21 protein-coding genes are annotated in these 23,524 nt (G+C 62.7%); 15 read left to right on the top strand and 6 right to left on the bottom strand.

What is annotated here, in order from left to right:
• Positions 1–103: 103 nt before the first annotated feature.
• The 9 genes from sucC (at position 104) to J6524_RS28715 (ending at position 10,337) form a co-directional block, all read left to right on the top strand.
• Positions 104–1,300, top strand: a complete 1,197-nt coding sequence (gene sucC, locus J6524_RS28675; protein ID WP_225676876.1) for an ADP-forming succinate--CoA ligase subunit beta — start codon at positions 104–106, stop codon at positions 1,298–1,300.
• A 2-nt stretch (positions 1,301–1,302) separates the two neighbouring features.
• On the top strand, positions 1,303–1,779 hold the full coding sequence (locus tag J6524_RS28680) for a DUF1579 family protein (protein ID WP_225676877.1): 477 nt from the start codon (positions 1,303–1,305) through the stop codon (positions 1,777–1,779).
• Positions 1,780–1,818: 39 nt separating this feature from the next.
• Positions 1,819–2,703, top strand: a complete 885-nt coding sequence (sucD, locus tag J6524_RS28685) for a succinate--CoA ligase subunit alpha (RefSeq protein WP_225676879.1) — start codon at positions 1,819–1,821, stop codon at positions 2,701–2,703.
• A gap of 135 nt (positions 2,704–2,838) precedes the next feature.
• Positions 2,839–5,796 carry a 2-oxoglutarate dehydrogenase E1 component gene (locus tag J6524_RS28690; protein ID WP_225676881.1) on the top strand — a complete coding sequence of 986 codons (2,958 nt, stop codon included), beginning with the start codon at positions 2,839–2,841 and terminating at the stop codon, positions 5,794–5,796.
• Between the two features lie 170 nt (positions 5,797–5,966).
• Positions 5,967–7,208: a 2-oxoglutarate dehydrogenase complex dihydrolipoyllysine-residue succinyltransferase gene (gene odhB / locus J6524_RS28695; RefSeq protein ID WP_225676883.1), complete on the top strand. Its 1,242-nt coding sequence runs from the start codon at positions 5,967–5,969 to the stop codon at positions 7,206–7,208.
• Positions 7,209–7,219: 11 nt separating this feature from the next.
• Complete coding sequence (locus tag J6524_RS28700) at positions 7,220–7,453, top strand: hypothetical protein (protein ID WP_225676885.1); 234 nt, start codon at positions 7,220–7,222, stop codon at positions 7,451–7,453.
• Between the two features lie 82 nt (positions 7,454–7,535).
• Entirely contained in the window at positions 7,536–8,285 is a 750-nt protein-coding gene (locus J6524_RS28705) for an SDR family oxidoreductase (RefSeq protein WP_225676887.1), read from the top strand.
• 35 nt (positions 8,286–8,320) lie between these two features.
• Entirely contained in the window at positions 8,321–9,721 is a 1,401-nt protein-coding gene (lpdA, locus tag J6524_RS28710) for a dihydrolipoyl dehydrogenase (RefSeq protein WP_225676889.1), read from the top strand.
• A gap of 85 nt (positions 9,722–9,806) precedes the next feature.
• A complete protein-coding gene (locus J6524_RS28715; RefSeq protein WP_225676891.1) occupies positions 9,807–10,337 on the top strand; it encodes a hypothetical protein in 531 nt (176 codons plus the stop codon).
• A 191-nt stretch (positions 10,338–10,528) separates the two neighbouring features.
• Here the strand turns inward: J6524_RS28715 and J6524_RS28720 are convergent, their stop codons facing one another.
• Both J6524_RS28720 and J6524_RS28725 read right to left on the bottom strand, forming a co-directional pair.
• Positions 10,529–11,128, bottom strand: a complete 600-nt coding sequence (locus tag J6524_RS28720; protein WP_225676893.1) for a DUF4337 domain-containing protein — start codon at positions 11,126–11,128, stop codon at positions 10,529–10,531.
• 113 nt (positions 11,129–11,241) lie between these two features.
• Complete coding sequence (locus J6524_RS28725) at positions 11,242–12,207, bottom strand: tyrosine recombinase XerC (protein ID WP_225676895.1); 966 nt, start codon at positions 12,205–12,207, stop codon at positions 11,242–11,244.
• 129 nt (positions 12,208–12,336) lie between these two features.
• Between J6524_RS28725 and J6524_RS28730 the strand changes: the two genes are divergently transcribed.
• Positions 12,337–14,544, top strand: coding sequence for a primosomal protein N' (locus tag J6524_RS28730; RefSeq protein ID WP_225676897.1), 2,208 nt, complete (start codon positions 12,337–12,339; stop codon positions 14,542–14,544).
• Positions 14,545–14,576: 32 nt separating this feature from the next.
• Here J6524_RS28730 and J6524_RS28735 read toward each other — a convergent pair whose 3' ends face one another.
• Both J6524_RS28735 and J6524_RS28740 read right to left on the bottom strand, forming a co-directional pair.
• Positions 14,577–15,200, bottom strand: coding sequence for an MSMEG_1061 family FMN-dependent PPOX-type flavoprotein (locus J6524_RS28735; protein ID WP_225676899.1), 624 nt, complete (start codon positions 15,198–15,200; stop codon positions 14,577–14,579).
• A 221-nt stretch (positions 15,201–15,421) separates the two neighbouring features.
• Complete coding sequence (locus J6524_RS28740) at positions 15,422–15,919, bottom strand: septal ring lytic transglycosylase RlpA family protein (protein ID WP_225676901.1); 498 nt, start codon at positions 15,917–15,919, stop codon at positions 15,422–15,424.
• Positions 15,920–16,571: 652 nt separating this feature from the next.
• Between J6524_RS28740 and J6524_RS28745 the strand changes: the two genes are divergently transcribed.
• From J6524_RS28745 to J6524_RS28765, 5 genes are all read left to right on the top strand, one after another.
• A complete protein-coding gene (locus tag J6524_RS28745) occupies positions 16,572–17,132 on the top strand; it encodes a F0F1 ATP synthase subunit delta (RefSeq protein ID WP_225676903.1) in 561 nt (186 codons plus the stop codon).
• Positions 17,132–18,661, top strand: a complete 1,530-nt coding sequence (gene atpA / locus J6524_RS28750) for a F0F1 ATP synthase subunit alpha (RefSeq protein ID WP_225676905.1) — start codon at positions 17,132–17,134, stop codon at positions 18,659–18,661. The genes J6524_RS28745 and atpA overlap by 1 nt, the downstream gene beginning before the upstream one ends.
• 91 nt (positions 18,662–18,752) lie before the next feature.
• Entirely contained in the window at positions 18,753–19,631 is an 879-nt protein-coding gene (locus J6524_RS28755) for a F0F1 ATP synthase subunit gamma (RefSeq protein ID WP_225676908.1), read from the top strand.
• A 54-nt stretch (positions 19,632–19,685) separates the two neighbouring features.
• Positions 19,686–21,128, top strand: a complete 1,443-nt coding sequence (gene atpD, locus J6524_RS28760; RefSeq protein WP_225676910.1) for a F0F1 ATP synthase subunit beta — start codon at positions 19,686–19,688, stop codon at positions 21,126–21,128.
• Between the two features lie 88 nt (positions 21,129–21,216).
• Complete coding sequence (locus tag J6524_RS28765; protein WP_225676912.1) at positions 21,217–21,624, top strand: F0F1 ATP synthase subunit epsilon; 408 nt, start codon at positions 21,217–21,219, stop codon at positions 21,622–21,624.
• Positions 21,625–21,878: 254 nt separating this feature from the next.
• Here J6524_RS28765 and J6524_RS28770 read toward each other — a convergent pair whose 3' ends face one another.
• Positions 21,879–22,985 (bottom strand): trypsin-like peptidase domain-containing protein, encoded by a 1,107-nt coding sequence (locus tag J6524_RS28770; RefSeq protein WP_376712090.1) that lies wholly within the window; start codon positions 22,983–22,985, stop codon positions 21,879–21,881.
• A 139-nt stretch (positions 22,986–23,124) separates the two neighbouring features.
• Positions 23,125–23,448 carry a hypothetical protein gene (locus J6524_RS28775; protein ID WP_225676914.1) on the bottom strand — a complete coding sequence of 108 codons (324 nt, stop codon included), beginning with the start codon at positions 23,446–23,448 and terminating at the stop codon, positions 23,125–23,127.
• Positions 23,449–23,524: the final 76 nt, after the last annotated feature.

Here is a 23,524-nt window from a genome sequence, read left to right on the forward strand (position 1 = left end):
GAAAACGTTTTCAGGGTTGCAGTTCTATTGGTATATGGTATGCCAACTACCAATGCCGGTGAAGCTGTAGAATTCGCCGCTACGGGTTTTGGGGAGCGTCCAGATGAATATCCATGAATACCAGGCCAAGGCTCTGCTGCATGAATTCGGCGTGCCGATTTCGCGCGGCGTGCCTGTGTTGAAGGCCTCGGATTCTGAGGCGGCCGCCAAGCAACTCCCCGGCCCGATCTGGGTGGTGAAGAGCCAGATCCACGCCGGCGGCCGCGGCAAGGGCAAGTTCAAGGAAGCTTCCGCCGGCGAGAAGGGCGGTGTCCGCATCGCCAAGTCCGTCGCCGAGGTCAGCGAATTCGCCAAGCAGATGCTCGGTGCAACGTTGGTCACTGTGCAGACCGGCGCGCAAGGTAAGCAGGTCAATCGGCTCTACATCGAGGAAGGCTCCGACATCGACAAGGAGTTCTACCTCTCGATCCTGGTCAACCGCGAAACCAGCCAAGTCTCGTTCGTTGTCTCGACCGAAGGCGGCGTCAATATCGAAGAGGTTGCGCACAACACGCCCGAGAAGATCGTCACCTTCTCGGTCGATCCGGCCACCGGCATCATGGCTCATCACGGCCGCACCGTCGCCAAGGCGCTGAATCTCTCCGGCGATCTCGCCAAGCAGGCGGAAAAGCTGGTGGTGCAGCTTTACAACGCCTTCACCGCCAAGGACATGGCGATGCTGGAGATCAACCCGCTCGTTGTCACCAAGCAGGGCCAGCTCCGCGTGCTCGATGCCAAGGTGTCGTTCGACGACAACGCGCTGTTCCGCCACCCCGAAGTCGCCGCGCTGCGCGACGAGACCGAAGAAGACGCCAAGGAAATCGAGGCGTCGAAATACGATCTCAACTACGTCGCGCTCGACGGCACCATCGGCTGCATGGTCAACGGCGCCGGCCTTGCCATGGCGACGATGGACATCATCAAGCTCTACGGCATGGAGCCCGCCAACTTCCTCGACGTCGGCGGCGGCGCCAGCAAGGAGAAGGTCGCAGCGGCGTTCAAGATCATCACCGCCGACCCCAATGTGAAGGGTATCCTGGTCAACATCTTCGGCGGCATCATGAAGTGCGATATCATCGCCGACGGCGTGGTCGCGGCAGTGAAGGAGGTCGGCCTCAAGGTGCCGCTGGTGGTTCGGCTCGAAGGCACCAATGTCGATGCCGGCAAGAAGATCATCCGCGAAAGCGGCCTCAACGTGGTGCCGGCCGACAATCTCGACGACGCCGCACAGAAGATCGTGAAAGCCGTCAAGGGAGGCTAGCAATGCCCGACCATCTCGACGCACCGACGCCGCTGGAAGAACACCGCAAGCTCGCGGTTTTCGCGGGTGAGTGGGCCGGCGAGGAAATGGTCTATCCGTCGCGCTGGAACGCGGGCGGTCCCGCAACCTCCCAGGTGGTCGCGCGCATGGATCTCAACGGCTTCTATCTGATCCAGGACAGTCGCCAGATGCGCGACGGCAAGGAAACTTTCGCGGCCCACGGCGTGTTCACCTACGACCGCGACGACCGGACCTACAAATTGTTCTGGCACGACTCGCTCGGCTACTACCCGCCGTCGCCGGCGTCCGGCGCCTGGGTCGGCAACAAGCTCACCCTGGTGCGCGGCTCGCTGCGCGGCAACGCGCGCCACGTCTACGAAGTCGTCGACGACGACCACTACACCATGAAGATCCAGTTCTCGCCTGACGCCGAAGGATGGGCCGACGTGCTCACCGGCGTCTACCGGCGGATTCACTAACCCCATCGTTCCCGGTCACCCACGAAAGCGTGCTCAATCATGTCCGTTCTGATCGACAACAATACCAAAGTCATCTGCCAGGGTTTCACCGGTAAGAACGGCACATTCCATTCGGAAGCTGCAATCGCTTACGGCACCAAGATGGTCGGCGGCACCTCGCCGGGTAAGGGCGGCTCGATGCATCTCGGTCTGCCGGTGTTCGACACGGTCCGCGAGGCGCGCGAGAAGACCGGCGCGGATGCTTCCGTGATCTACGTGCCGCCGCCGGGCGCGGCGGACGCGATCTGCGAAGCGATTGATGCCGAGATTCCGCTGATCGTCTGCATCACCGAGGGTATTCCGGTGCTCGACATGGTACGCGTGAAGCGTTCGCTGTCAGGCTCCAAGTCGCGGCTGATCGGGCCGAACTGCCCGGGCGTGATGACCGCGGGCGAATGCAAGATCGGCATCATGCCTGCCAACATCTTCAAGCCGGGCAGCGTCGGGATCGTTTCGCGCTCGGGCACGTTGACCTATGAGGCGGTGTTCCAGACCACGCAGGAAGGTCTCGGCCAGACCACCGCGGTCGGCATCGGCGGCGACCCGGTGAAGGGCACCGAATTTATCGACGTGCTCGAGATGTTCCTCAGGGATGAGAAGACGACCTCGATCATCATGATCGGTGAAATCGGCGGCACGGCCGAGGAGGATGCCGCCCAGTTCATTAAGGATGAGGCCAAGCGTGGCCGCAAAAAGCCGATGGTCGGCTTCATCGCCGGCGTCACCGCCCCTCCCGGCCGCCGCATGGGCCATGCCGGTGCGATCATTTCCGGCGGCAAAGGTGATGCCGGGTCAAAGACGGCGGCCATGGAAGCTGCCGGAATTACTGTCTCGCCGTCCCCGGCAAGGCTCGGGCACACCCTTGCCAAAAAATTGAAATCCTGATTCAGTCCTTAGTTCTTTTAGGCGGGAATATCCGTCCTAAATAGGGTAAAGCATCTTTACCGAGCTGGTTCGGGCCTCCCGGACCGGCTAAAGCGCCGTTTCCACGCGCAAAGCGACAATTACCAGGACTCCGACATGTCTCGCCAGGACGCGAACGCAGCTTTTGCCCTCTCCTCCTTTTTGCAGGGCACCAACGCCACCTATATCGACGAGCTCTACGCCCGCTACGACCAGGACCCCGGCTCGGTCGACGGCGAATGGCAGGAATTCTTCAAGAGCCTGAAAGACACCCCGGCCGACGTCCGGAAAAACGCCGAAGGCCCCTCCTGGGGTCGTAACAACTGGCCGCTCACGCCGCAGGATGATCTGACCTCGGCGTTGGACGGCAACTGGGCGCAGGTCGAGAAGGCGGTCGGCGCCAAGCTCGCCGCCAAGGCCCAGGTCAAGGGTGCCGAACTGTCGCCCGCCGACGTCAACCAGGCAACGCGCGATTCCGTCCGCGCTTTGATGCTGATCCGCGCCTACCGCATGCGCGGTCATTTCCACGCCAAGCTTGATCCGCTCGGCATCGAGGCGCCGCGCGATCGCGAGGAGCTCGATCCGCGCACCTACGGCTTCACCGAGGCCGACTTCGATCGCAAGATCTTCCTCGACCACGTGCTCGGCCTCGAATACGGCACGTTGCGCGAGATCGTCGCGATCTGCGAGCGCACCTATTGCCAGACGCTCGGCGTCGAGTTCATGCATATCTCCAACGCGGCGCAGAAGGCCTGGATTCAGGAGCGCATCGAGGGTCCGGACAAGGAGATCAGTTTTACGCCGGAAGGGCGCCGCGCGATTCTCAACAAGCTGATCGAGGCCGAAGGCTTCGAGAAGTTCTGTGATCTCAAATTTACCGGCACCAAGCGTTTCGGCCTCGACGGCGGCGAATCGCTGATCCCGGCGCTCGAGCAGATCATCAAGCGCGGCGGCAATCTCGGCGTGAAGGAAATCGTGCTCGGCATGCCGCATCGCGGCCGCCTGAACGTGCTGACCCAGGTGATGGGCAAGTCGCACCGCGCGCTGTTCCACGAGTTCAAGGGCGGCTCCGCCAACCCCGAGGACGTCGAAGGCTCCGGCGACGTCAAGTATCACCTGGGCGCGTCCTCCGACCGCGAGTTCGACGGCAACAAGATCCATTTGTCGCTGACAGCCAATCCGTCGCATCTGGAAATCGTCGATCCGGTTGTGCTCGGCAAGGTGCGCGCCAAGCAGGACCAGCACGGTGATCCGCCCGACATGCGCATCTCCGTCCTGCCGTTGCTGTTGCACGGCGACGCCGCGTTCGCCGGCCAGGGCGTAGTGGCGGAATGCTTCAGCCTGTCGGACCTGAAGGGTTACCGCACTGGCGGTTCGCTGCACTTCATCGTCAATAACCAGATCGGCTTCACGACCTATCCGCGCTACTCGCGCTCCTCGCCGTATCCGTCTGACGTCGCGAAGATGATCGATGCGCCGATCTTCCACGTGAACGGCGACGATCCGGAAGCGGTGGTGTTCGCGGCCAAGGTCGCAATCGAGTTCCGGCAGAAATTCCACAAGCCTGTTGTGATCGACATGTTCTGCTATCGCAGGCACGGCCACAACGAGGGCGACGAGCCGGCGTTCACCCAGCCGGTGATGTACAAGCGCATCGCCTCGCATCCCTCGACGCTTGAGCTCTACGCCAAGCGCCTTGTCGCCGAGGGCGTGCTGACCGAGGGTGAGGTCGAGAAGGCCAAGGCCGACTGGCGGGCGCGGCTCGATGCCGAACTCGAGGCGGGCTCCGGCTACAAGCCCAACAAGGCCGACTGGCTCGACGGCAAATGGGCCGGCTTCAAGGTCGCCGACCAGGAAGAGGATGCACGACGCGGCGTCACCGGCGTCGATGTCAGTGTCCTTAAGGACATCGGACGCAAGATCACGAAGGTGCCGGATGGCTTCCGGGTTCACCGCACCATCCAGCGTTTCCTGGAGAACCGCGCCAAGGCGATCGATAATGGCGTCGGCATCGACTGGGCGACCGGCGAGGCGCTGGCGTTCTGCACACTGCTGCAGGAAGGTCATCACGTCCGCCTGTCCGGACAGGATTCCGAGCGCGGCACCTTCTCGCAGCGCCATTCGGTGCTGATCGACCAGGAAGACGAGAGCCGCTATACGCCCTTCAACCATCTCGGCCACGATCAGGGCCATTACGAGGTGATCAATTCGCTATTGTCGGAAGAGGCAGTGCTCGGCTTCGAGTACGGCTATTCGCTGGCCGAACCCAACGCGCTGGCGATGTGGGAAGCGCAGTTCGGCGATTTCGCCAACGGCGCACAAGTCGTGTTCGACCAGTTCATCTCGTCGGGCGAACGCAAATGGTTGCGCATGTCGGGCCTCGTCTGCCTGTTGCCGCACGGCTATGAAGGGCAGGGACCGGAACACTCCTCGGCGCGCCTGGAGCGTTACTTGCAGATGTGTGCCGAGGACAACATGCAGGTTGTCTATCCGACCACGCCGGCAAATTACTTTCACGTGCTGCGCCGGCAGCTCCATCGCGAGATCCGCAAGCCGCTGATCATGATGACGCCGAAGTCGCTGTTGCGCCACAAGCGCGCGGTGTCGCGCCTCGATGAGCTCGGCAAGGATACGACGTTCCACCGCATCCTGTACGATGACGCGCAGATGCTGTCCGACGAGAAAATCAAGCTCGCGCCAGACGCCAAGATTCGCCGTGTCATCCTGTGCTCCGGCAAGGTCTATTATGATCTCTACGAGGAGCGCGAGAAGCGCGGCATCGACGACGTCTATATCCTGCGCATCGAGCAGCTCTATCCGGTGCCGCTCAAAGCGCTGGTGCAGGAGCTGGGTCGTTTCAAGAACGCCGAAGTGGTCTGGTGCCAGGAAGAGCCGCGCAACATGGGTGCATGGCACTTCATCGAGCCCTATCTCGAATGGGTGCTGAACCAGATCCATGCGCCGAACCGCCGTCCGCGTTACGCGGGCCGCGCGGCGTCGGCGGCAACCGCCACCGGTTTGATGTCGAAGCATCAGGCGCAGCTCAAAGCGATGCTGGATGAGGCGCTGAACTGATTGTCACTCGGCATGCCCTGCCTTGTGCGCAAGTGCGCACTGGAGCGGGGCATCCAGTACGCCGCGCGCCGATTTTAACGCGATCGTTCCGGAGTACTGGACCGTCTGCCGGTCGCGCAGTCGCGTACAAGGCGGGCGATGACGGCCAAAGCACTTGAGGAAAACATACCATGACTGAAATTCGTGTTCCGACGCTCGGCGAGTCCGTGACGGAAGCCACCATCGGCCGCTGGTTCAAGAAAACCGGTGACGCAGTAGCAGTGGACGAACCGTTGGTGGAGCTCGAGACCGACAAGGTCACCATCGAAGTGCCGGCGCCGTCGGCCGGCGTGCTCGGCGAAATCTCGGCCAAGGATGGCGAGACGGTCGCCGTCGGCGCGCTGCTCGGCCAGATCAATGACGGCGCTGCCGCGGCTGCCAAGCCGGCCGCTGCCGCTCCCGCCAAGGCCGCCGCTGCTCCGGCTGCTGCGCCCGCCGCCGCGCCTGCTGCCCCGAAGGCTGTCGCGGCGGATGCGCCGCTGGCGCCGTCGGTTCGCAAGCTCTCCGCCGAAAGCGGCATCGATGCCTCCACCGTTCCCGGCTCCGGCAAGGATGGCCGCATCACCAAGGGCGACATGCTGGCCGCGATCGAGAAGGCGGCGTCTGCGCCGACCCCGGTCAATCAGCCGGCCGCCTCCGTGCAGGTGCGCGCGCCGTCGCCAGCTGATGACGCTGCGCGCGAGGAGCGCGTGAAAATGACGCGGCTGCGCCAGACTATCGCGCGGCGGCTCAAGGACGTGCAGAACACGGCCGCGATGCTGACGACCTTCAACGAGGTCGACATGACCAACGTCATGGCGCTGCGTTCGCAATACAAGGACGTGTTCGAGAAGAAGCACGGCACCAAGCTCGGCTTCATGGGCTTCTTCACCAAGGCCTGCGTGCAGGCGCTAAAGGACATTCCCGCCGTCAACGCCGAGATCGACGGCTCTGACCTGATCTACAAGAACTACTACCACATCGGCATTGCCGTGGGCACCGACAAGGGCCTGGTCGTGCCCGTGGTGCGCGACTGCGACCACAAGTCGATCTCCGACATCGAAAAGTCGATCGCCGATTTCGGCCGCCGCGCCCGCGACGGTCATCTCAAGATCGACGAGATGCAGGGCGGCACCTTCACCATCACCAATGGAGGCATCTACGGCTCGTTGATGTCGACGCCGATCCTGAACGCGCCGCAATCCGGTATCCTCGGCATGCACAAGATCCAGGAGCGGCCGATGGTGGTCGGCGGCAAGATCGAGGTGCGCCCGATGATGTATCTGGCACTGTCCTATGATCACCGCGTGATCGACGGCAAGGAAGCGGTGACCTTCCTGGTCCGCGTCAAGGAGAGCCTGGAAGACCCGGCGCGGCTGGTGCTGGATCTCTGAGGGAGGCGACAATGGAGGAGCCGTCGCTTTCGCATGCGCTGATTTCTATGGTGCCATTCCTGCTGGTCACCTTCATTTTCTTTCTCGTTGCGATCCCGATCAGTCGCAGGAAGGGTAAGGGCACCGGCTTTGCTATGTGGTGCCTAATCCCGTTCGCTACTCCGTTCATAATGTTCTACTTGGCGAGTCTAACCGACAAGTCTGTGCTGGACCGATTGGCGGCACTCGAGGGAAAGACCGGGTAGCGGTGAAGGAAAAAGCTGATCCGGCCTCAAGATCGAAATCGGGATATCTCTATCGGCGCGAGGACTCACTTTGGGAGCTGATGTGACGGACAAGGTTGTTGTGATCACCGGCGGCAGCCGCGGCATCGGCCGCGCCACCGCACTCGCCGCCGCCGCACGCGGCTATCGTGTCGTGGTCGGCTACGCCAGCAACAAGGCGGCGGCCGACGAGGTTGTCTCGCTGATCGAAGGCAAGAACGGCAAGGCGATCGCGGTGAAATGCGACATAGCCCATGAGAGCGACATCCTGGCGCTGTTCAAGGCAGCCGACGAGTTCGGCACGCTCGGAGCGCTCGTCAACAATGCCGGCATTGTCGGCAAGAGTAGCGTGCGTGTCGACGAGATGTCGGCCGAGCGGATCCAGCAGGTGATGGCGGTCAACGTCACCGGCAGCATTTTATGCGCGCGCGAGGCGGTGAAGCGCATGTCGACGAAGCACGGCGGCAAAGGCGGCGTCATCGTCAATCTCTCTTCGGTGGCCGCGCGGCTCGGCGCGCCCAATACCTATGTCGACTATGCCGCCTCCAAGGGCGCGATCGATTCCTTCACGGTCGGTCTTGGCTATGAAGTCGCCGGGGAAGGCATCCGCGTCGCCGGCATCCGGCCCGGACTGATCGACACCGAAATCCACGCGGCCGGCGGCGAGCCGGATCGAGCGCATCGGCTCGCGCATATGGTGCCGATGAAGCGGGTCGGCACCGCGGAAGAAATCGCGAGCGCCATCGTCTGGCTGATCTCGGACGAGGCCTCCTACGTCACCAGCGCCATCCTCGATGTCTCGGGTGGGCGGTAATTCCTGACACCTTATCTCAGTTACAGGACTGCATCATGGCTACCTACGATCTCGTCGTCATCGGCACCGGCCCGGGCGGATATGTCTGCGCGGTGCGCGCGGCGCAACTCGGCATGAAGGTCGCCGTGGTCGAGAAGAATCCGACGCTGGGCGGCACCTGTCTCAATGTCGGCTGCATGCCGTCGAAGGCGCTGCTGCATGCGTCCGAAATGTTCGAGGAGGCCGCGCACTCCTTTGCCAAGATGGGCGTCAGCATTTCCGCGCCGAAACTCGATCTGCCGGCGATGATGAATTTCAAGCAGCAGGGCATCGACGGCAACGTCAAGGGCGTCGACTTCCTGATGAAGAAGAACAAGATCGACGTGCTGAAGGGGACCGGCAAGATCCTTGGTGCTGGCAAGGTAGAAGTCAGCGGTGACGGCAAGGTCCAGACGGTTGACACCAAGAACATCGTTATTGCGACCGGCTCGGATATCGCGCGGCTGAAAGGCATCGAGATTGATGAGAAGCGCATCGTGTCGTCGACCGGCGCGCTTTCGTTGGAAAAAGTGCCGGAAAGAATGCTGATCATCGGCGCCGGCGTGATCGGCCTCGAACTCGGCTCGGTGTGGCGCCGGCTGGGGGCAGAGGTCATGGTTGTCGAATTCCTCGACCGCATCCTGCCGGGTATGGATGGCGAAGTGGCGAAACAATTCCAGCGCATGCTTGAGAAGCAGGGCTTTGCGTTCAAGCTGGGCGCCAAGGTCACCAGCGTCGATACGTCGGGCAAGGCGTTGAAGGTTAGCGTCGAGCCCGCGGCAGGCGGAACGGCGCAGACGCTGGAAGCCGATGTGGTTCTGGTTTGCGTCGGCCGCGTGCCTTATACCGAAGGGCTCGGCCTCAAGGAGGCCGGCATCGCACTCGACAGTCGCGGGCGCGTGCAGATCGATTCGCATTTCTCGACCACTGTGAAGGGCGTCTACGCGATCGGCGACGTGGTGGCCGGACCGATGCTGGCGCACAAGGCCGAAGACGAAGGTGTCGCCTGCGCCGAGATCATTGCGGGCCAGGCCGGCCACGTGAATTACGATGTTATCCCGGGCGTCGTATATACCACGCCGGAAGTGTCATCGGTCGGCAAGACCGAGGAAGAACTGAAGCAGGCCGGCGTTGCCTATACGTCTGGCAAATTCCCGTTCACCGCCAACGGCCGCTCCAAGGTCAACCAGACCACTGATGGTTTCGTGAAAATTCTCGCAGACGCGAAGACCGACCGCGTGCTCGGCGTGCACATCATCGGCCGCGAAGCCGGCGAAATGATCCATGAAGCCTGCGTTCTGATGGAGTTTGGCGGCTCGGCCGAAGATCTGGCGCGCACGTGTCATGCCCACCCAACCCGCTCGGAGGCCATCAAGGAAGCCGCACTTGCGGCCGGTAAACGCGCCATCCATATGTGACCGGAATCCGGCACATGCTTTGAACGAAGAAATGGAGCGGAGCGACCAATCAGTGGACGTCATTCCGCTCTAGAGATTACGACCGATGGTGCGCCGCCTACTTCGTCCGTTCTGGGTCCTGCTGGCGGTCATCTTCCTGATCGAAGCCTGGCTGTGGGATCATCTCGAGCCGATCGTCGAGCGCATCGTCGCGGCGATCCCGCTTCGCGCCTTCAAGCAATGGCTGTCCGAGCGCATCGATGCGCTATCGCCGGCGATGACGCTGATCGTGTTTGCGGTACCGGTGATCCTGCTGTTTCCGCTTAAGCTGGTTGGCCTCTGGCTATTGGCGAACGAATATTGGGGCAGCGCCGCCATCGTCATCGTGCTAGGCAAATTCCTCGGCGTCGGCGTCACCGCTTTCATCTTCGACGTGACGCGCGCGAAGCTTCTGCAGATGGCATGGTTCAAGGGGGGCTATGAGTTCATCATGGCGATGCGCGCCAAGGCGGCAGAGCTGGTCAAGCCGATCAAGCAGCGCATCCGTGAGATCCTGCGCGGCGACGGCGACGGCTGGTCATCGCGCATGCTGCGGACGATCGCACGCTTCCGCAAGAGCGTGCACGAAGCGCGGTAGAGTGCCTTACCTCTCCCGCTTGCGGGGGAGGTCGTATCGCATCGAAGATGCGATACGGGTGGGGGCTCTCTCCACACGAAGAGTGTGGCTCGCGGCGACACCCCCACCCCAGCCCTCCCCCGCAAGCGGGAGAGGGAGTTCCAGTGCTTCGCGGGGCATGACAGTAAAAAATTATTCGACGAAACGGCCGCTCAATGCAAATGCAGCACGTGCAGCAGATGCGGCCAGAACAAGCCGAATCCAGTCATCGCGAGTCCCCCCAGCATCAGCAGTCCCGACGCCCAGGCAAGCCAAATCATGCTGGTGATGATGGTTGCCGATGCCAGCACGATCGCGATCTGGAACATTGCAGATGCGTATTCGTAGTGATGGTATTTGTCGGTCGCCACATCGCGCGCCGCTTCTGCTTCCTTGGCGCGTTTGGCGAGCTGCTCTGTTCCTTCGCCGGTTTCCGGCTCGGAACGGTAGCGCGCGGCAGTCTTTTCCCAGGTCTCGATCTGCTTGGTCAACGCAGCCTTGGCGGCATCATCGGTGGTGACGCCGAGCGTGAGCTTGCCCTGTTCGGCCGCAGTCTGGATCTGGGTACGGCGGATGCTTTTCGCCTGGAAGAACGACCAGAGGTTCGCAGCCTCGACGTTCTTGCTGATCGATTCGGTCTGCGCGCCCTTGCCGAGCATCTCCGACAGGGCGAGGAACAGCGCAATCACGGCAATCAACAATGCGATGTTCTTGTTCGAGCCGGAAGCGTGTTCAGCGTGCTCCGCATGCTCCATGCTCTCATGTGCGCCCATGATTCCCCTCCTGGCAATGGCTGGCGCACGATTGCCGGAAGCGCAATGCGAGCGCAAGAGGCTAGCTAAGGAAGCCATCGATGTGACGGGAGTATGTCGGCGGCAAGCGCCGTTCAGCCGCGCGGATGCGCGCTGCGATAGACTTCCAAGAGCCGCTCGCTGTCGATGCCAGTATAAACTTGTGTCGTCGAGAGCGAGGCGTGGCCGAGCAGCTCCTGGATCGCGCGCAGATCGCCGCCGCGGCTGAGCAGATGGGTGGCGAAAGAATGCCGCAGCGCGTGCGGGGTGGCGCTGTCGGGCAGGCCGAGCGCGCCGCGCAGCCGCTCCATGGCGAGCTGGATGATTCGCGGGGAAAGCGGCCCGCCGCGCGCGCCGACGAAGATCGGGCCGGCCGGCGGCAGCGAGTGTGGGCACATCTCGACGTAATCGGCGATGAGGGCGAGAACGTTTTGCAGCACCGGCACCATGCGGGTTTTGTTGCCCTTACCGGTGACGATAAGGACGTCGCCCTCGCCGGGTCTCGGCACATCGCGCCGTTTCAGGCCCAGCGCCTCGGAGATGCGCAGTCCCGAACCATAAAGCAGCGCCATCACGGCGGCGTCGCGCGCCAGGATCCAGGGCTCGCGTTCCTCGCCGGCGCGCTCGTCGGCATCGGCAAAACGCTTGGCAGCCGCCATCTGGATCGGCTTCGGCAGGCTCTTTGCCACCTTGGGCGCGCGGATCGCGGAGAGCGCGCCGACCTTGCCCTTGCCTTCACGTTCGAGATATCGGCCGAATGATCTGAGGCCCGCCAGTGCCCGCATCAGCGAGCGCCCGGCGATGTCATCGGCGCGGCGCATCGCCATGAAGGCCCTGACATCGGTGGCTTCCAGCGCCGCAAACCGCCTCAAGGTGACCTTCTCGCCCCAATGTTCGGCGAGGAAAGTGAGGCACTGGCGAAGATCGCGGGCATAGGCCTCGAGCGTCTTCGGCGAGAGCCGCCGCTCGGCGCGCAGCTGCATAAGCCAGCGCGCCATCTCCTGCGCGAGGCCGTCATCGGCGCAGTCGAGCTCGATCATTAGCGGAACTTGTTTGCCCATAGCCTCTGTCTTGCCCGGTCTTGGACGCGGTGATCCCGTCGAGTATATCGCACCTCTTTCGTTTACCGTTCGCTAACTTGCGCGGCTGGCGCTAGCCTTGCCCTGGACACCTCGAGCCTGATTCCCCTGATGGACCACTCCACCCGCCAAACCAGCTCATCGGCCTCGACGCGCGTCGTCGATGTGCTGGTGCCGGTTGCGCTCAATCAGACCTATTCCTACCGCGTGTCGCGCGACATGGAATTGAAGCCGGGCGATGTCGTCTGCGTGCCGCTTGGTCCGCGCGAGGTGGTGGCGGTGGTTTGGGCGGAAAACGCCAATCCCGATCCGCGGCTGCACAACCGCCTGAAGGATGTCGGCGAAAAGCTCGACGTGCCGCCGCTGAAGCAGGAACTGCGCAGCCTCGTCGACTGGGTCGCCAACTACACGCTGTCCGCGCGCGGCATGGTGCTGCGCATGACCTTGCGCATGGGCGAAAATCTCGGGCCCGAGCGGATGCGCCTCGGCGTGCGGCTGGTAGGCGAGCCGCCGCGGCGCCTGACGCCTGCGCGGCGACGATTGATAGAGGTGCTGTCGGATGGCCTCTTGCACGGCAAGTCGGAAGCCGCGCGCGAGGCCGGCGTCAGCTCAGGCGTGGTCGACGGGCTGGTCGATGAGGGGACGCTCGCCATCGAGGCGATGCCGCCGCCGCTCGCGCCGCCGGCCCCCGATCCCGCCTTCGCGCAGCCGGAATTTTCCAGCCAGCAACGCGCGGCAGTCGACGCGATGCGCGCGCTCGCCGCTAATGGCACCTTCCACGTCGCGCTGCTCGACGGTGTAACCGGCTCAGGCAAGACCGAAGTCTATTTCGAGGCGATTGCCGAAGTTATTCGACGCGGCAAGCAGTCGCTGATCCTGATGCCGGAGATCGCGCTGACCGGACAATTCCTCGACCGCTTCGCTCAGCGTTTCGGCGTGCGCCCGCTCGAATGGCATTCCGAATTGACACCGCGCACGCGGCAACGCAATTGGGCCGCGATATCGGCCGGCGAAGCGCCGGTCGTGGTCGGCGCGCGCTCGGCGCTGTTCTTGCCCTACGCGGACCTGGGACTGATCATCGTCGACGAAGAGCATGACCAGGCCTACAAGCAGGATGATGGTGCGCATTACCATGCCCGCGACATGGCGGTCGTCCGCGCGCATATCGCGAAAATTCCGATCGTGCTGGCGTCGGCGACGCCCTCTGTCGAGTCCGAGGTCAACGCGCGCAAGGGGCGCTATCAGCGCGTGGCGCTGCCGTCGCGCTTCGGCGGCCAGCATATGCCGCATATCGAGGCCATCGATCTGCGGCGTGCGCCGCCGCCGCGCGGCCGCTTCATCTCGCCGCCGCTTGCCGAGCAGGTGCAATTCGCGATCGAGAAGCGTGAACAGGCGCTGCTATTTCTCAACCGCCGCGGTTATGCGCCGCTCACCTTGTGTCGAGCCTGCGGACATCGCTTCGCCTGCACGATCTGCGACGCCTGGCTAGTCGATCATCGCTTTCGCCAGCGGCTGGTCTGCCACCATTGCGGCTTCTCGATGCCGCGCCCCAACATCTGCCCGCATTGCCAGGCCGAGGAATCACTGGTGGCCGTCGGTCCGGGCGTCGAGCGCCTGCAGGAAGAGGCGGCCTCGCTGTTTCCGAGCGCGCGCACCATGGTGCTGTCGAGCGATTTGATCACCTCGATCGAAACCATGCGCAGCGAGCTCAACGAAATCGCCGAAGGCCGCGTCGATATCATCATCGGCACCCAACTGGTGGCGAAGGGGCATAACTTTCCGCGGCTCAATCTGGTCGGCGTGGTCGATGCCGATCTCGGTCTTGGCAATGGCGATCCGCGCGCCGCGGAGCGGACCTTCCAATTGCTCAATCAGGTGATCGGCCGCGCGGGGCGCGAGCAGGGCCGCGGTGTCGGCTTTCTGCAAACCCACCAACCCGAACATCCCGTGATGAAGGCGCTGGTCGCGAATGACCGCGAGGCATTTTACGCCAGCGAGATCGAGTCCCGCGAGCGCACCGGCTATCCGCCATTCGGCAGGCTCGCCAGCCTGATCATTTCCGCTGGCGACCGGCCGAGCGCGGAAGGTTTTGCACGCCGCCTCACCGCCGTGGCCCCTCTCGACGAGCGTATCCAGGTGCTGGGTCCCGCCGAGGCGCCGCTCGCCGTCATCAAGGGCCGCTACCGGTTCCGGATCCTGGTCAAGTCGCTGCGCAACGTCGACCTGTCGGAATATTTGCGCGAATGGCTCGCGGCCGGGCCGAAGCCCAAAGGCAATCTCAAGCTCGAAGTCGACGTCGATCCGCAGAGCTTTTTGTGAGCGCGGGCCCCTATCAATCGGGGAACCGTCCCTCAGCCATTCGACCACAAATTGGTCGTGTATCCCTTCTCGACAAAGGCATCGATTTTCGCCGCTTGATCCGCATCGCCGCCGGTCTGGGCCGCAAATACCTTTCCGAATGAGATACGCTTGGCTTCCGGCCAGTGTTCCGGCTGCCAAAGCCGCGAGCGGAGCACCGCTCGCGCGCAGTGGAAATAGCATCGCTCGATATGGATCCGGATGGCGAGCAGTGCCGGGCGGCCCGGCGTGCCAAGCGTGGCTAGCAGTTCGGCATCGTCGAAGATCTCGGCCCGGCCGGACAGCCGTAGCGTCTCGCCGGTTCGGGGGCGCAGGAAGATCATGCCCACACGGCCGGTCTCGAGGATGTTCTGCAGGCCGAACGCGAGATTATTGCCTGCCCTTTCGGGAAGCAGCACCGTTCTTTCGTCCTCGATACGGACAAAGCCGGGCTCGTCGCCCTTGGGGGACACCTCGATAGGTCCGTCGCGACCGGCCGTGGCCATCAGCCCAAATGGACACGTCTTCAGGAAGTCGATCGCCTGCTCGTCGAGGAAGGGAAGTATCTTGGCCTTGGTGGTCTCGCGGGGCTCGGGAAGGACGGCTCGCAGTTCTTCGACGGTTTTGATCTGGCTCATGATTGTGATCTCGTCAGTGAGGAGTTCCCGCGGAACCTAACACGCTCCTCCTGCCACCGTCGTGGCCAGAACGACACCAAAATAAGGCTGCGACGAAAACAAAAAGCCTGCCGTCATTGCGACGGCAGGCCCTTGTGGCCACGAAAGGTCCGCGGCCGTTTACGCAACGCAACGCTTACTCGATCTGATGGACCGGAAAACAGCGCGCGAGGTGCGCGCTGTTAGGAAACAACTTCCGCGGTGACGTGGCCGACGCCGGCGCCGGTCAAGCCGATGGCACGGGCTGCACCCTTGGAGAGGTCGAGCACGCGACCGCGGATGAAGGGACCACGGTCGTTGATGGTGACGATGACGCTCTGGCCACGATGGGTGACGCGGAGCTTGGTGCCGAACGGCAGCGAGCGATGGGCCGCGGTCATGGCGTTCTGGTTAAAGCGCTGGCCAGAGGCGGTCTTGCTGCCGGACTCGTTGCCGTAGAAGGAGGCCTTGCCCGAGAAGCTGCGCCCGCCCGTGGGGGCGATCGCGGCATTGGCATCCAGCCAATTGCTGCTCTTGGCCTTGTGGGCGTGGCTGGCGTGGTGGGAATGGTGGCGGTGATGCCTGGATTTCGCGGAGGCCTCAGAAACGGTGCCACCGACCAGGAGAGTTGCGGCGACCAAAGCGAACGCCGTGCGCGACCGGGTTAGAGTTCCCGGCACAACCTTTTTGATATGCAACATTAAACTAGTCCCTCAGACAGTATTGCCACATACGTGACAAATGGAACCCCCCGTCCCAGCTCAGGGGTGCCGTTTGGTCAGGCAATGAGGCATGAATTGGGCAGTAAATCCTGATTGTCGGCGGCTGACATATCTTGATACCGCGATCAACTAATCAGACGATGTTCCGTAATCTTTGAAGTTAACCAAGCTTTAACCAATTCAATACTGTCTATTACTTGCGAATACAGTCATTCTCAGGAATGGATAGATTTAGGCAAGTAATAGGCAAATGGAGCGCGTCGGGCGGTTTCGTTCCGAACGTCATCGGTCATAGCGGCCATGCAAAAGCGGGTGGAACAAAATCAGTTGATCGAGGACGGCGCAGACCGGCCGGCCGGCGAAGCCAAAATTCGGGCGCACTGATCGCCGATGAAACAGCGTCCTACGGTCCTGAACATGACGTGCGACAAGGCATCGCCCGATCGCGCGGTCATGTTGCACCTGCGCGTTCGCTATGTTAGCAAAGCCGCGATTTTAACGATCCCGGCATCTCTCGTGCCGGTCGAAAATCGAAGTCCCGCTTGAATTCCAAGGGCTTGGATCGCTAGGCGCCGCTACCCGTGGCGACGGTTTTTCCCTTGCGAGTTTGACAGCAATAAAGAGCGACTCTGTGGCTGCTGAAGATCCGTCCGTTTCGGGAGTGTCCGGCCGTTATGCTACGGCCTTATTCGAACTGGCCCGCGAGGAGAAATCCATCGACGCGGTAAAGGCCGATCTCGATAAATTCGAGGCCATGCTGAACGAAAGCGCTGATCTCAAGCGCCTCGTCCGCAGCCCGGTCTTCTCGGCAGATGCCCAGGCCAAGGCGCTCAACGCCGTGCTCGACAAGGCCGGAATTACCGGCACCTCGGCCAAATTCCTCAAGGTCCTGACCGCTAATCGCCGACTGTTCGCAGTCGCCGATGTGATCCGCGCCTTCCGCGCGCTGGTGGCGAAGTTTAAGGGCGAGGTGACCGCCGATGTCACCGTCGCCGAACAGCTCAGTGACAAGAATCTCGACGCGCTGAAGACCGCACTGACGTCGGTGACGGGCAAGGACGTCGCGCTCAACGTGAAAGTCGATCCCTCCATCATTGGCGGTCTTGTGGTCAAGCTCGGCAGCCGCATGGTGGATAGTTCGCTTCGCACCAAACTCAATTCGATCAAGCACGCGATGAAAGAGGCAGGCTGATGGACATCCGCGCCGCGGAAATTTCCGCGATCCTCAAGGACCAGATCAAGAATTTTGGCCAGGAGGCCGAGGTCACCGAAGTCGGGCAGGTGCTGTCCGTCGGCGACGGTATCGCCCGCGTTTACGGTCTGGACAATGTCCAGGCCGGTGAAATGGTCGAGTTCGAGAACGGCACCCGCGGCATGGCGCTGAACCTCGAAACCGACAACGTCGGTATCGTGATCTTCGGCGCCGACCGTGAAATTAAGGAAGGCCAGACCGTCAAGCGTACCCGGGCCATCGTGGACACCCCGGTCGGCAAGGGCCTGCTTGGCCGCGTCGTCGACGCGCTGGGTAACCCGATCGACGGCAAGGGTCCGATCCAGGGCGCTGAGCGCCGCCGCGTTGACGTCAAGGCACCCGGCATCATTCCGCGCAAGTCGGTGCATGAGCCGATGGCGACCGGCCTGAAGGCGATCGACGCGCTGATCCCGATCGGTCGCGGCCAGCGCGAATTGATCATCGGCGACCGCCAGACCGGCAAGACCGCGATCGCGCTCGACACTATTCTGAATCAGAAGCCGCTCAACGCGCAGAACGACGAGAAGATCAAGCTGTACTGCGTCTATGTCGCGGTCGGCCAGAAGCGCTCCACCGTCGCGCAGTTCGTCAAGGTGCTCGAAGAGCAGGGCGCGCTGGAATATTCGATCGTCGTCGCCGCCACCGCTTCGGATCCGGCGCCGATGCAGTACATCGCTCCCTTCACCGGCTGCACCATGGGCGAGTACTTCCGCGATAACGGCATGCATGCCGTGATCATCTATGACGACCTTTCCAAGCAGGCCGTCGCCTACCGCCAGATGTCGCTCCTGCTGCGCCGCCCGCCGGGCCGCGAAGCCTATCCGGGCGACGTGTTCTACCTGCACTCCCGCCTGCTCGAGCGCGCTGCGAAGCTCAACGACAGCCAGGGCGCGGGCTCGTTGACGGCGCTGCCGGTCATCGAAACCCAGGCCAACGACGTGTCGGCCTACATTCCGACCAACGTGATTTCGATTACCGACGGCCAGATCTTCCTGGAAACCGACCTGTTCTTCCAGGGCATCCGTCCCGCGGTGAACGTCGGTCTGTCGGTGTCGCGCGTGGGTTCGTCGGCGCAGACCAAGGCGATGAAGAAGGTCGCCGGCAAGATCAAGGGCGAGCTGGCGCAGTACCGCGAAATGGCGGCCTTCGCGCAGTTCGGCTCCGACCTCGACGCCTCGACCCAGCGCCTGCTCAACCGCGGCTCGCGTCTCACCGAGCTCCTGAAGCAGCCGCAGTTCTCGCCGCTGAAGATGGAAGAGCAGGTTTGCGTGATCTGGGCCGGCACCAACGGCTATCTCGATGCGCTGCCGCTCAATAAGGTGCGCGCGTTCGAGGACGGTCTCCTGTCGCTGCTGCGCGGCAAGAACGCCGACATTCTCAACGGCATCCGCGAGAGCCGCGATCTCTCCGACGATCTTGCGGCCAAGCTGAAGACCGCGGTCGAAGGTTACGCCAAGACGTTTTCTTGATGATTGCCGCCAAGGCCCGGCATTGGCCGGGCCCGGCGAAACAGTGGCTTGCGGTCGGGCCTGAGGGGCGGATCGCCGGGGTGAACTAAGAATGGCTTCACTTAAAGACATGCGGGTCCGCATCGCCTCGACCAAGGCGACGCAGAAGATTACCAAGGCGATGCAGATGGTCGCGGCTTCCAAGCTGCGCCGCGCGCAGACCGCCGCCGAAGCGGCGCGGCCCTACGCCGAGAAGATGGATGCGGTGATCTCCAATATTGCCGCCGCCACGGCGGGTTCGCCCGGCGCGCCGGCGCTGCTCGCCGGCACCGGCAGGGATCAGGTGCATCTGCTGCTGGTCTGCACTGGCGAACGCGGCCTGTGCGGCGCGTTCAATTCGGCGATCGTGCGGCTCGCTCGCGAGCGCGCGCTGTCGCTGATGAACCAGGGCAAGGAAGTCAAAATTTTCTGTGTCGGCCGCAAAGGCTACGACCAGCTCCGCCGTACCTTCGAGAAGCAGATCGTCGAGCATGTCGATCTGCGCGGCGTGCGCCAGCTCGGCTTTGTCAATGCTGAAGACATTGCCAAGAAGGTGCTGGTCCGCTTCGAGGCCGGCGAGTTCGACGTCTGCACGCTGTTCTATTCGCGCTTCAAGTCCGTCGTCACGCAGATCCCGACCGCCCAGCAGGTCATTCCGCTGGTGGTCGAAGAGCCGGCCGCCAATGCCGGTCCGTCGACCGCTTACGAATACGAGCCGGAAGAAGACGAGATTCTGACGCGGCTGCTGCCGCGCAATCTAGCGGTGCAGATCTTCCGCGCGCTCCTGGAAAACAACGCCTCTTTCTACGGCGCGCAGATGAGCGCGATGGACAACGCCACCCGCAACGCCGGCGAAATGATCCGCAAGCAAACCCTGGTCTACAACCGAACCCGTCAAGCCCAGATCACCAAGGAGTTGATCGAGATCATCTCCGGCGCCGAGGCGGTCTAGCGCACCAACCAACCGACGGTTGTTCAAGTACAGAATTTCGAAGGAGAGCAATTCATGGCCACAGCAGCTAATCAGATCGGTCGCGTCACCCAAGTCATGGGCGCCGTTGTCGACGTGCAGTTCGAAGGTCATCTGCCGGCCATTCTCAATTCGCTGGAGACCAAGAACGGCAACAACCGTCTGGTGCTTGAAGTTGCGCAGCACCTCGGTGAGTCCACCGTGCGCACGATTGCGATGGACGCTACCGAAGGTCTGGTTCGCGGCCAGGAAGTGACCGACACCGGCCAGCCTATTGCAATTCCGGTGGGAGACGGCACGCTCGGCCGCATCATGAACGTGATCGGCGAGCCAATCGACGAAGCTGGTCCGATCAAGGCCGAAGGCAAGCGCGCGATCCACCAGGAAGCGCCGACCTACACCGACCAGTCGACCGAGGCCGAAATTCTCGTCACCGGCATCAAGGTCGTCGACCTGCTCGCGCCCTACGCCAAGGGCGGCAAGATCGGCCTGTTCGGCGGCGCCGGCGTCGGCAAGACCGTGCTGATTCAGGAGCTGATCAACAACGTCGCCAAAGCCCACGGCGGTTACTCGGTGTTCGCCGGCGTCGGCGAGCGCACCCGTGAAGGCAACGACCTCTATCACGAGTTCATCGAGTCCAAGGTCAACGCCGATCCGCACAATCCCGATCCGAGCGTGAAGTCGAAGTGCGCGCTGGTGTTCGGCCAGATGAACGAACCGCCGGGCGCCCGCGCTCGCGTCGGCCTGACCGGTCTGACCGTCGCCGAGCACTTCCGCGACCAGGGCCAGGACGTGCTGTTCTTCGTCGACAACATCTTCCGCTTCACGCAGGCCGGCTCCGAAGTGTCGGCGCTGCTCGGCCGTATTCCTTCGGCGGTGGGTTATCAGCCGACGCTCGCCACCGATATGGGCGCGCTGCAGGAGCGCATCACCACCACGCAGAAAGGTTCGATCACCTCGGTGCAGGCGATCTACGTGCCGGCCGACGACTTGACCGACCCGGCGCCCGCCACCTCGTTCGCCCACTTGGACGCGACCACGGTGCTGAGCCGCGCGATCTCGGAAAAGGGCATCTATCCGGCGGTGGACCCGCTCGATTCGACCTCGCGCATGCTCTCCCCGCTCGTCGTCGGTGAAGAGCACTATCAGACCGCGCGCATGGTCCAGCAGGTGCTGCAGCGCTACAAGTCGCTGCAGGATATCATCGCCATTCTCGGCATGGACGAATTGTCGGAAGAGGACAAGCTGACGGTGGCTCGCGCCCGCAAGGTCGAGCGCTTCCTGTCGCAGCCGTTCCACGTCGCCGAAGTCTTCACCGGCTCGCCGGGCAAGTTCGTCGACCTCGCCGACACCATCAAGGGTTTCCGCGATCTCTGCGAAGGCAAGTACGATCACCTGCCCGAAGCAGCCTTCTACATGGTCGGCACCATCGAAGAAGCCGTCGAGAAGGGCAAGAGGCTGGCTGCTGAAGCGGCGTAAGGCGAATGGCGAACAAGGGAGTAGCTAATAGTGCTGCTCCCGTCCTTCCCCACTCGCTATTCGCTACTCGCTATTCGCAAGGTTAAAAATGGCTACTTTCCACTTCGATCTCGTCTCGCCCGAGAAGCTCGCCTTCTCCGGCGAAGTCGATCAGGTTGATGTTCCCGGTCTGGAAGGCGATTTCGGCGTACTGGCTGGCCATGCGCCGGTCGTGGCTGCGGTCCGTCCGGGCATCCTGACCATCTTCGCCGGCGGCACCCGTGAAAAGGTGATCGTGCTCGGTGGCCTAGCCGAGATGTCGGGGACCGGCCTCACCGTGCTCGCCGACGTCGCCACCTCGATCGCCGATGTCGATCGCGCGCAGTTCGCCGAGACCATCGCCGAGATGGAAGCCAAGCTCGCCGAGAAGGAAGGGTCCGAGCTCGATCACGCCATCGAGCGGCTGGATCACTTCAAGAGCATCCAGATCGAGCTCAACGCCACGGCTATGCATTAAGCCCCGGGGCACCGCTCCGGGGCCGAAGCGAAGGCCTCTCCTGCATCAGCGCTCGTCACACCGTGACGGGCGCTTGATTTTTGGGCGCTGTCCGAGGAGCCGGCCCGAACTTGGATTGAAGGCAGCAACGGAGCAGGGCGCAGTCAACGATGAGCTCGCCGATTGCGCCAGGCCCGACAGTAATCGTCAGATGATTACCATCTCCCCGTTCTCGGTCGGACCGAATTACGCTGCATCCAAGCGTTCGGTAGTTGCTAACGCCGCTGAACCGAGCGCTCGCTGTGATCAGCGTTCACTTCCGACGGCGGACCGACCGCGACGATAAAGTTCTGAGGCGTCCCGGAACGCTCAACGGTCAAGCGCACCTGTTCGCCGATCCGGGCGAGGCCAATCCGGTTACGCAGTTGCGCGGCGGAATGGATTGGACGGTCATCCGCCCTGAGCACGATGTCACCTTTGCGCAGGCCGGCCATTTCTGCAGGCGAGCCGGGACTTACTTCAGCAATCCGGGCTCCCTCGCTGCGTCCGCCATCGGTGGAAGGATTGAGTTCGCGCAAGGAGATGCCGATCCGGCCGCGCTCGACGCGCCCCTTCTCGACGATTTGCTCCATCACGCGCCTGGCCATGTTGACGGGAATGGCAAAGCCGATGCCGACATTGCCGCCGGCTGGGGAAATGATCGCTGAATTGATGCCGATCAGTTCTCCCCTGAGATTGACCAGTGCGCCGCCCGAATTGCCGGGGTTGATGGCCGCATCGGTCTGGATGAAGTCCTCATAACCCTGCTTTCCAAGCCCGGTCCGGCCAAGCGCGCTGACGAGACCGGAGGTTACTGTCTGACCAAGCCCGAAGGGATTGCCGATGGCGAGGACGAAATCGCCGACCTCAAGGGCGTCGCTGTCGCCAAACGCGATCGCCTTCAGTCCGCTCGGCGATTGTATCCGCAGCACCGCAATGTCGGTAGCGGGATCGCGCCCGATGACCTTGGCCGAAAACGGTCGACCCTCCTTGGTCTTGATCTGAACCGAAGCGACCTGCTCGACAACGTGATTGTTGGTCAGAACATAGCCATTCTGCGCATCGACGATCACGCCGGAGCCGGTGGCGTTGATCTCCTTCTCCAGCTGCTTCGGGACATCGAAAAATTCGCGAAACAGCGGATCGCGATAGAGCGGGTTCTCCTGGCGGATCTTGCCGTGGACGGCGATGTTGACCACCGCCGGCGTAACCTCGCGAACCAGCGGCGCCAGCGTCGGCACCGCGCCGCCGGTTCGCAAGTTCGGAATTTGTCCGGCGGCTGGCGTAACAGCGATCGCGGCGCCAACTAGGCTCGCTAGTACAGTCGCAAAAAACCGGTTCACGTTGGTTCTCGTGTGCGGATGACGAACAGGCCGGATCAGGGACTAGCTTGCGGGGATGTACTCTGCTGCAAGACGAACCATGAGGCAGCCCACAAAGCAGATGCGTGATTCATCCATGCGATGGCCAGAATGGCTGGTGTCAGCATGACGGCTGCCCCCGTATTGCGGCCTTCCAGCGCGGTGAGCCGCTGATCTCGGCGGGCTGCCCGAGCTCCTCCTCGCCGTCAAGTTGACGCAACGCTCCAAGTATGTCGGCGAGCCGGACGGGATGATCCATGCCCGGGATGTCACGCAGATCGGGACAGGATTCGATCGCGAACATGTCGGAAGCCCACGAAGACAAGATCACGCGCTTCTCCGCGTCGGAAAGCTGAAAGTCGTTCAAAACGTCATCGGGGGAATCGTAGTGTGCGGCAGGATGGAATAATGCAAAGTCGGTGGTGCTCAGATCGGCCGTGCTCATTGACAGGGTCTCCTTACTCTCCTTTCCTTGAGACGCTGGTGGTGAGTGGCGGCGACGCGCTGCGCCGCCGCCACTA

This window comes from Bradyrhizobium hereditatis (assembly GCF_020329435.1).
Taxonomy (GTDB): Bacteria; Pseudomonadota; Alphaproteobacteria; order Rhizobiales; family Xanthobacteraceae; genus Bradyrhizobium; species Bradyrhizobium hereditatis.

Coding starts and splice junctions, on each gene's coding strand:
- atpA (WP_225676905.1), top strand. CDS start 17,132: ATGGACATCCGCGCCGCGGAAATTTCCGCGATCCTCAAGGACCAGATC.
- J6524_RS28740 (WP_225676901.1), bottom strand. CDS start 15,919: ATGTTGCATATCAAAAAGGTTGTGCCGGGAACTCTAACCCGGTCGCGC.
- J6524_RS28765 (WP_225676912.1), top strand. CDS start 21,217: ATGGCTACTTTCCACTTCGATCTCGTCTCGCCCGAGAAGCTCGCCTTC.
- J6524_RS28730 (WP_225676897.1), top strand. CDS start 12,337: ATGGACCACTCCACCCGCCAAACCAGCTCATCGGCCTCGACGCGCGTC.
- J6524_RS28735 (WP_225676899.1), bottom strand. CDS start 15,200: ATGAGCCAGATCAAAACCGTCGAAGAACTGCGAGCCGTCCTTCCCGAG.
- J6524_RS28715 (WP_225676891.1), top strand. CDS start 9,807: ATGGTGCGCCGCCTACTTCGTCCGTTCTGGGTCCTGCTGGCGGTCATC.
- sucC (WP_225676876.1), top strand. CDS start 104: ATGAATATCCATGAATACCAGGCCAAGGCTCTGCTGCATGAATTCGGC.
- atpD (WP_225676910.1), top strand. CDS start 19,686: ATGGCCACAGCAGCTAATCAGATCGGTCGCGTCACCCAAGTCATGGGC.
- J6524_RS28755 (WP_225676908.1), top strand. CDS start 18,753: ATGGCTTCACTTAAAGACATGCGGGTCCGCATCGCCTCGACCAAGGCG.
- J6524_RS28680 (WP_225676877.1), top strand. CDS start 1,303: ATGCCCGACCATCTCGACGCACCGACGCCGCTGGAAGAACACCGCAAG.
- J6524_RS28700 (WP_225676885.1), top strand. CDS start 7,220: ATGGAGGAGCCGTCGCTTTCGCATGCGCTGATTTCTATGGTGCCATTC.
- odhB (WP_225676883.1), top strand. CDS start 5,967: ATGACTGAAATTCGTGTTCCGACGCTCGGCGAGTCCGTGACGGAAGCC.
- sucD (WP_225676879.1), top strand. CDS start 1,819: ATGTCCGTTCTGATCGACAACAATACCAAAGTCATCTGCCAGGGTTTC.
- J6524_RS28775 (WP_225676914.1), bottom strand. CDS start 23,448: ATGAGCACGGCCGATCTGAGCACCACCGACTTTGCATTATTCCATCCT.
- lpdA (WP_225676889.1), top strand. CDS start 8,321: ATGGCTACCTACGATCTCGTCGTCATCGGCACCGGCCCGGGCGGATAT.
- J6524_RS28690 (WP_225676881.1), top strand. CDS start 2,839: ATGTCTCGCCAGGACGCGAACGCAGCTTTTGCCCTCTCCTCCTTTTTG.
- J6524_RS28720 (WP_225676893.1), bottom strand. CDS start 11,128: ATGGGCGCACATGAGAGCATGGAGCATGCGGAGCACGCTGAACACGCT.
- J6524_RS28725 (WP_225676895.1), bottom strand. CDS start 12,207: ATGGGCAAACAAGTTCCGCTAATGATCGAGCTCGACTGCGCCGATGAC.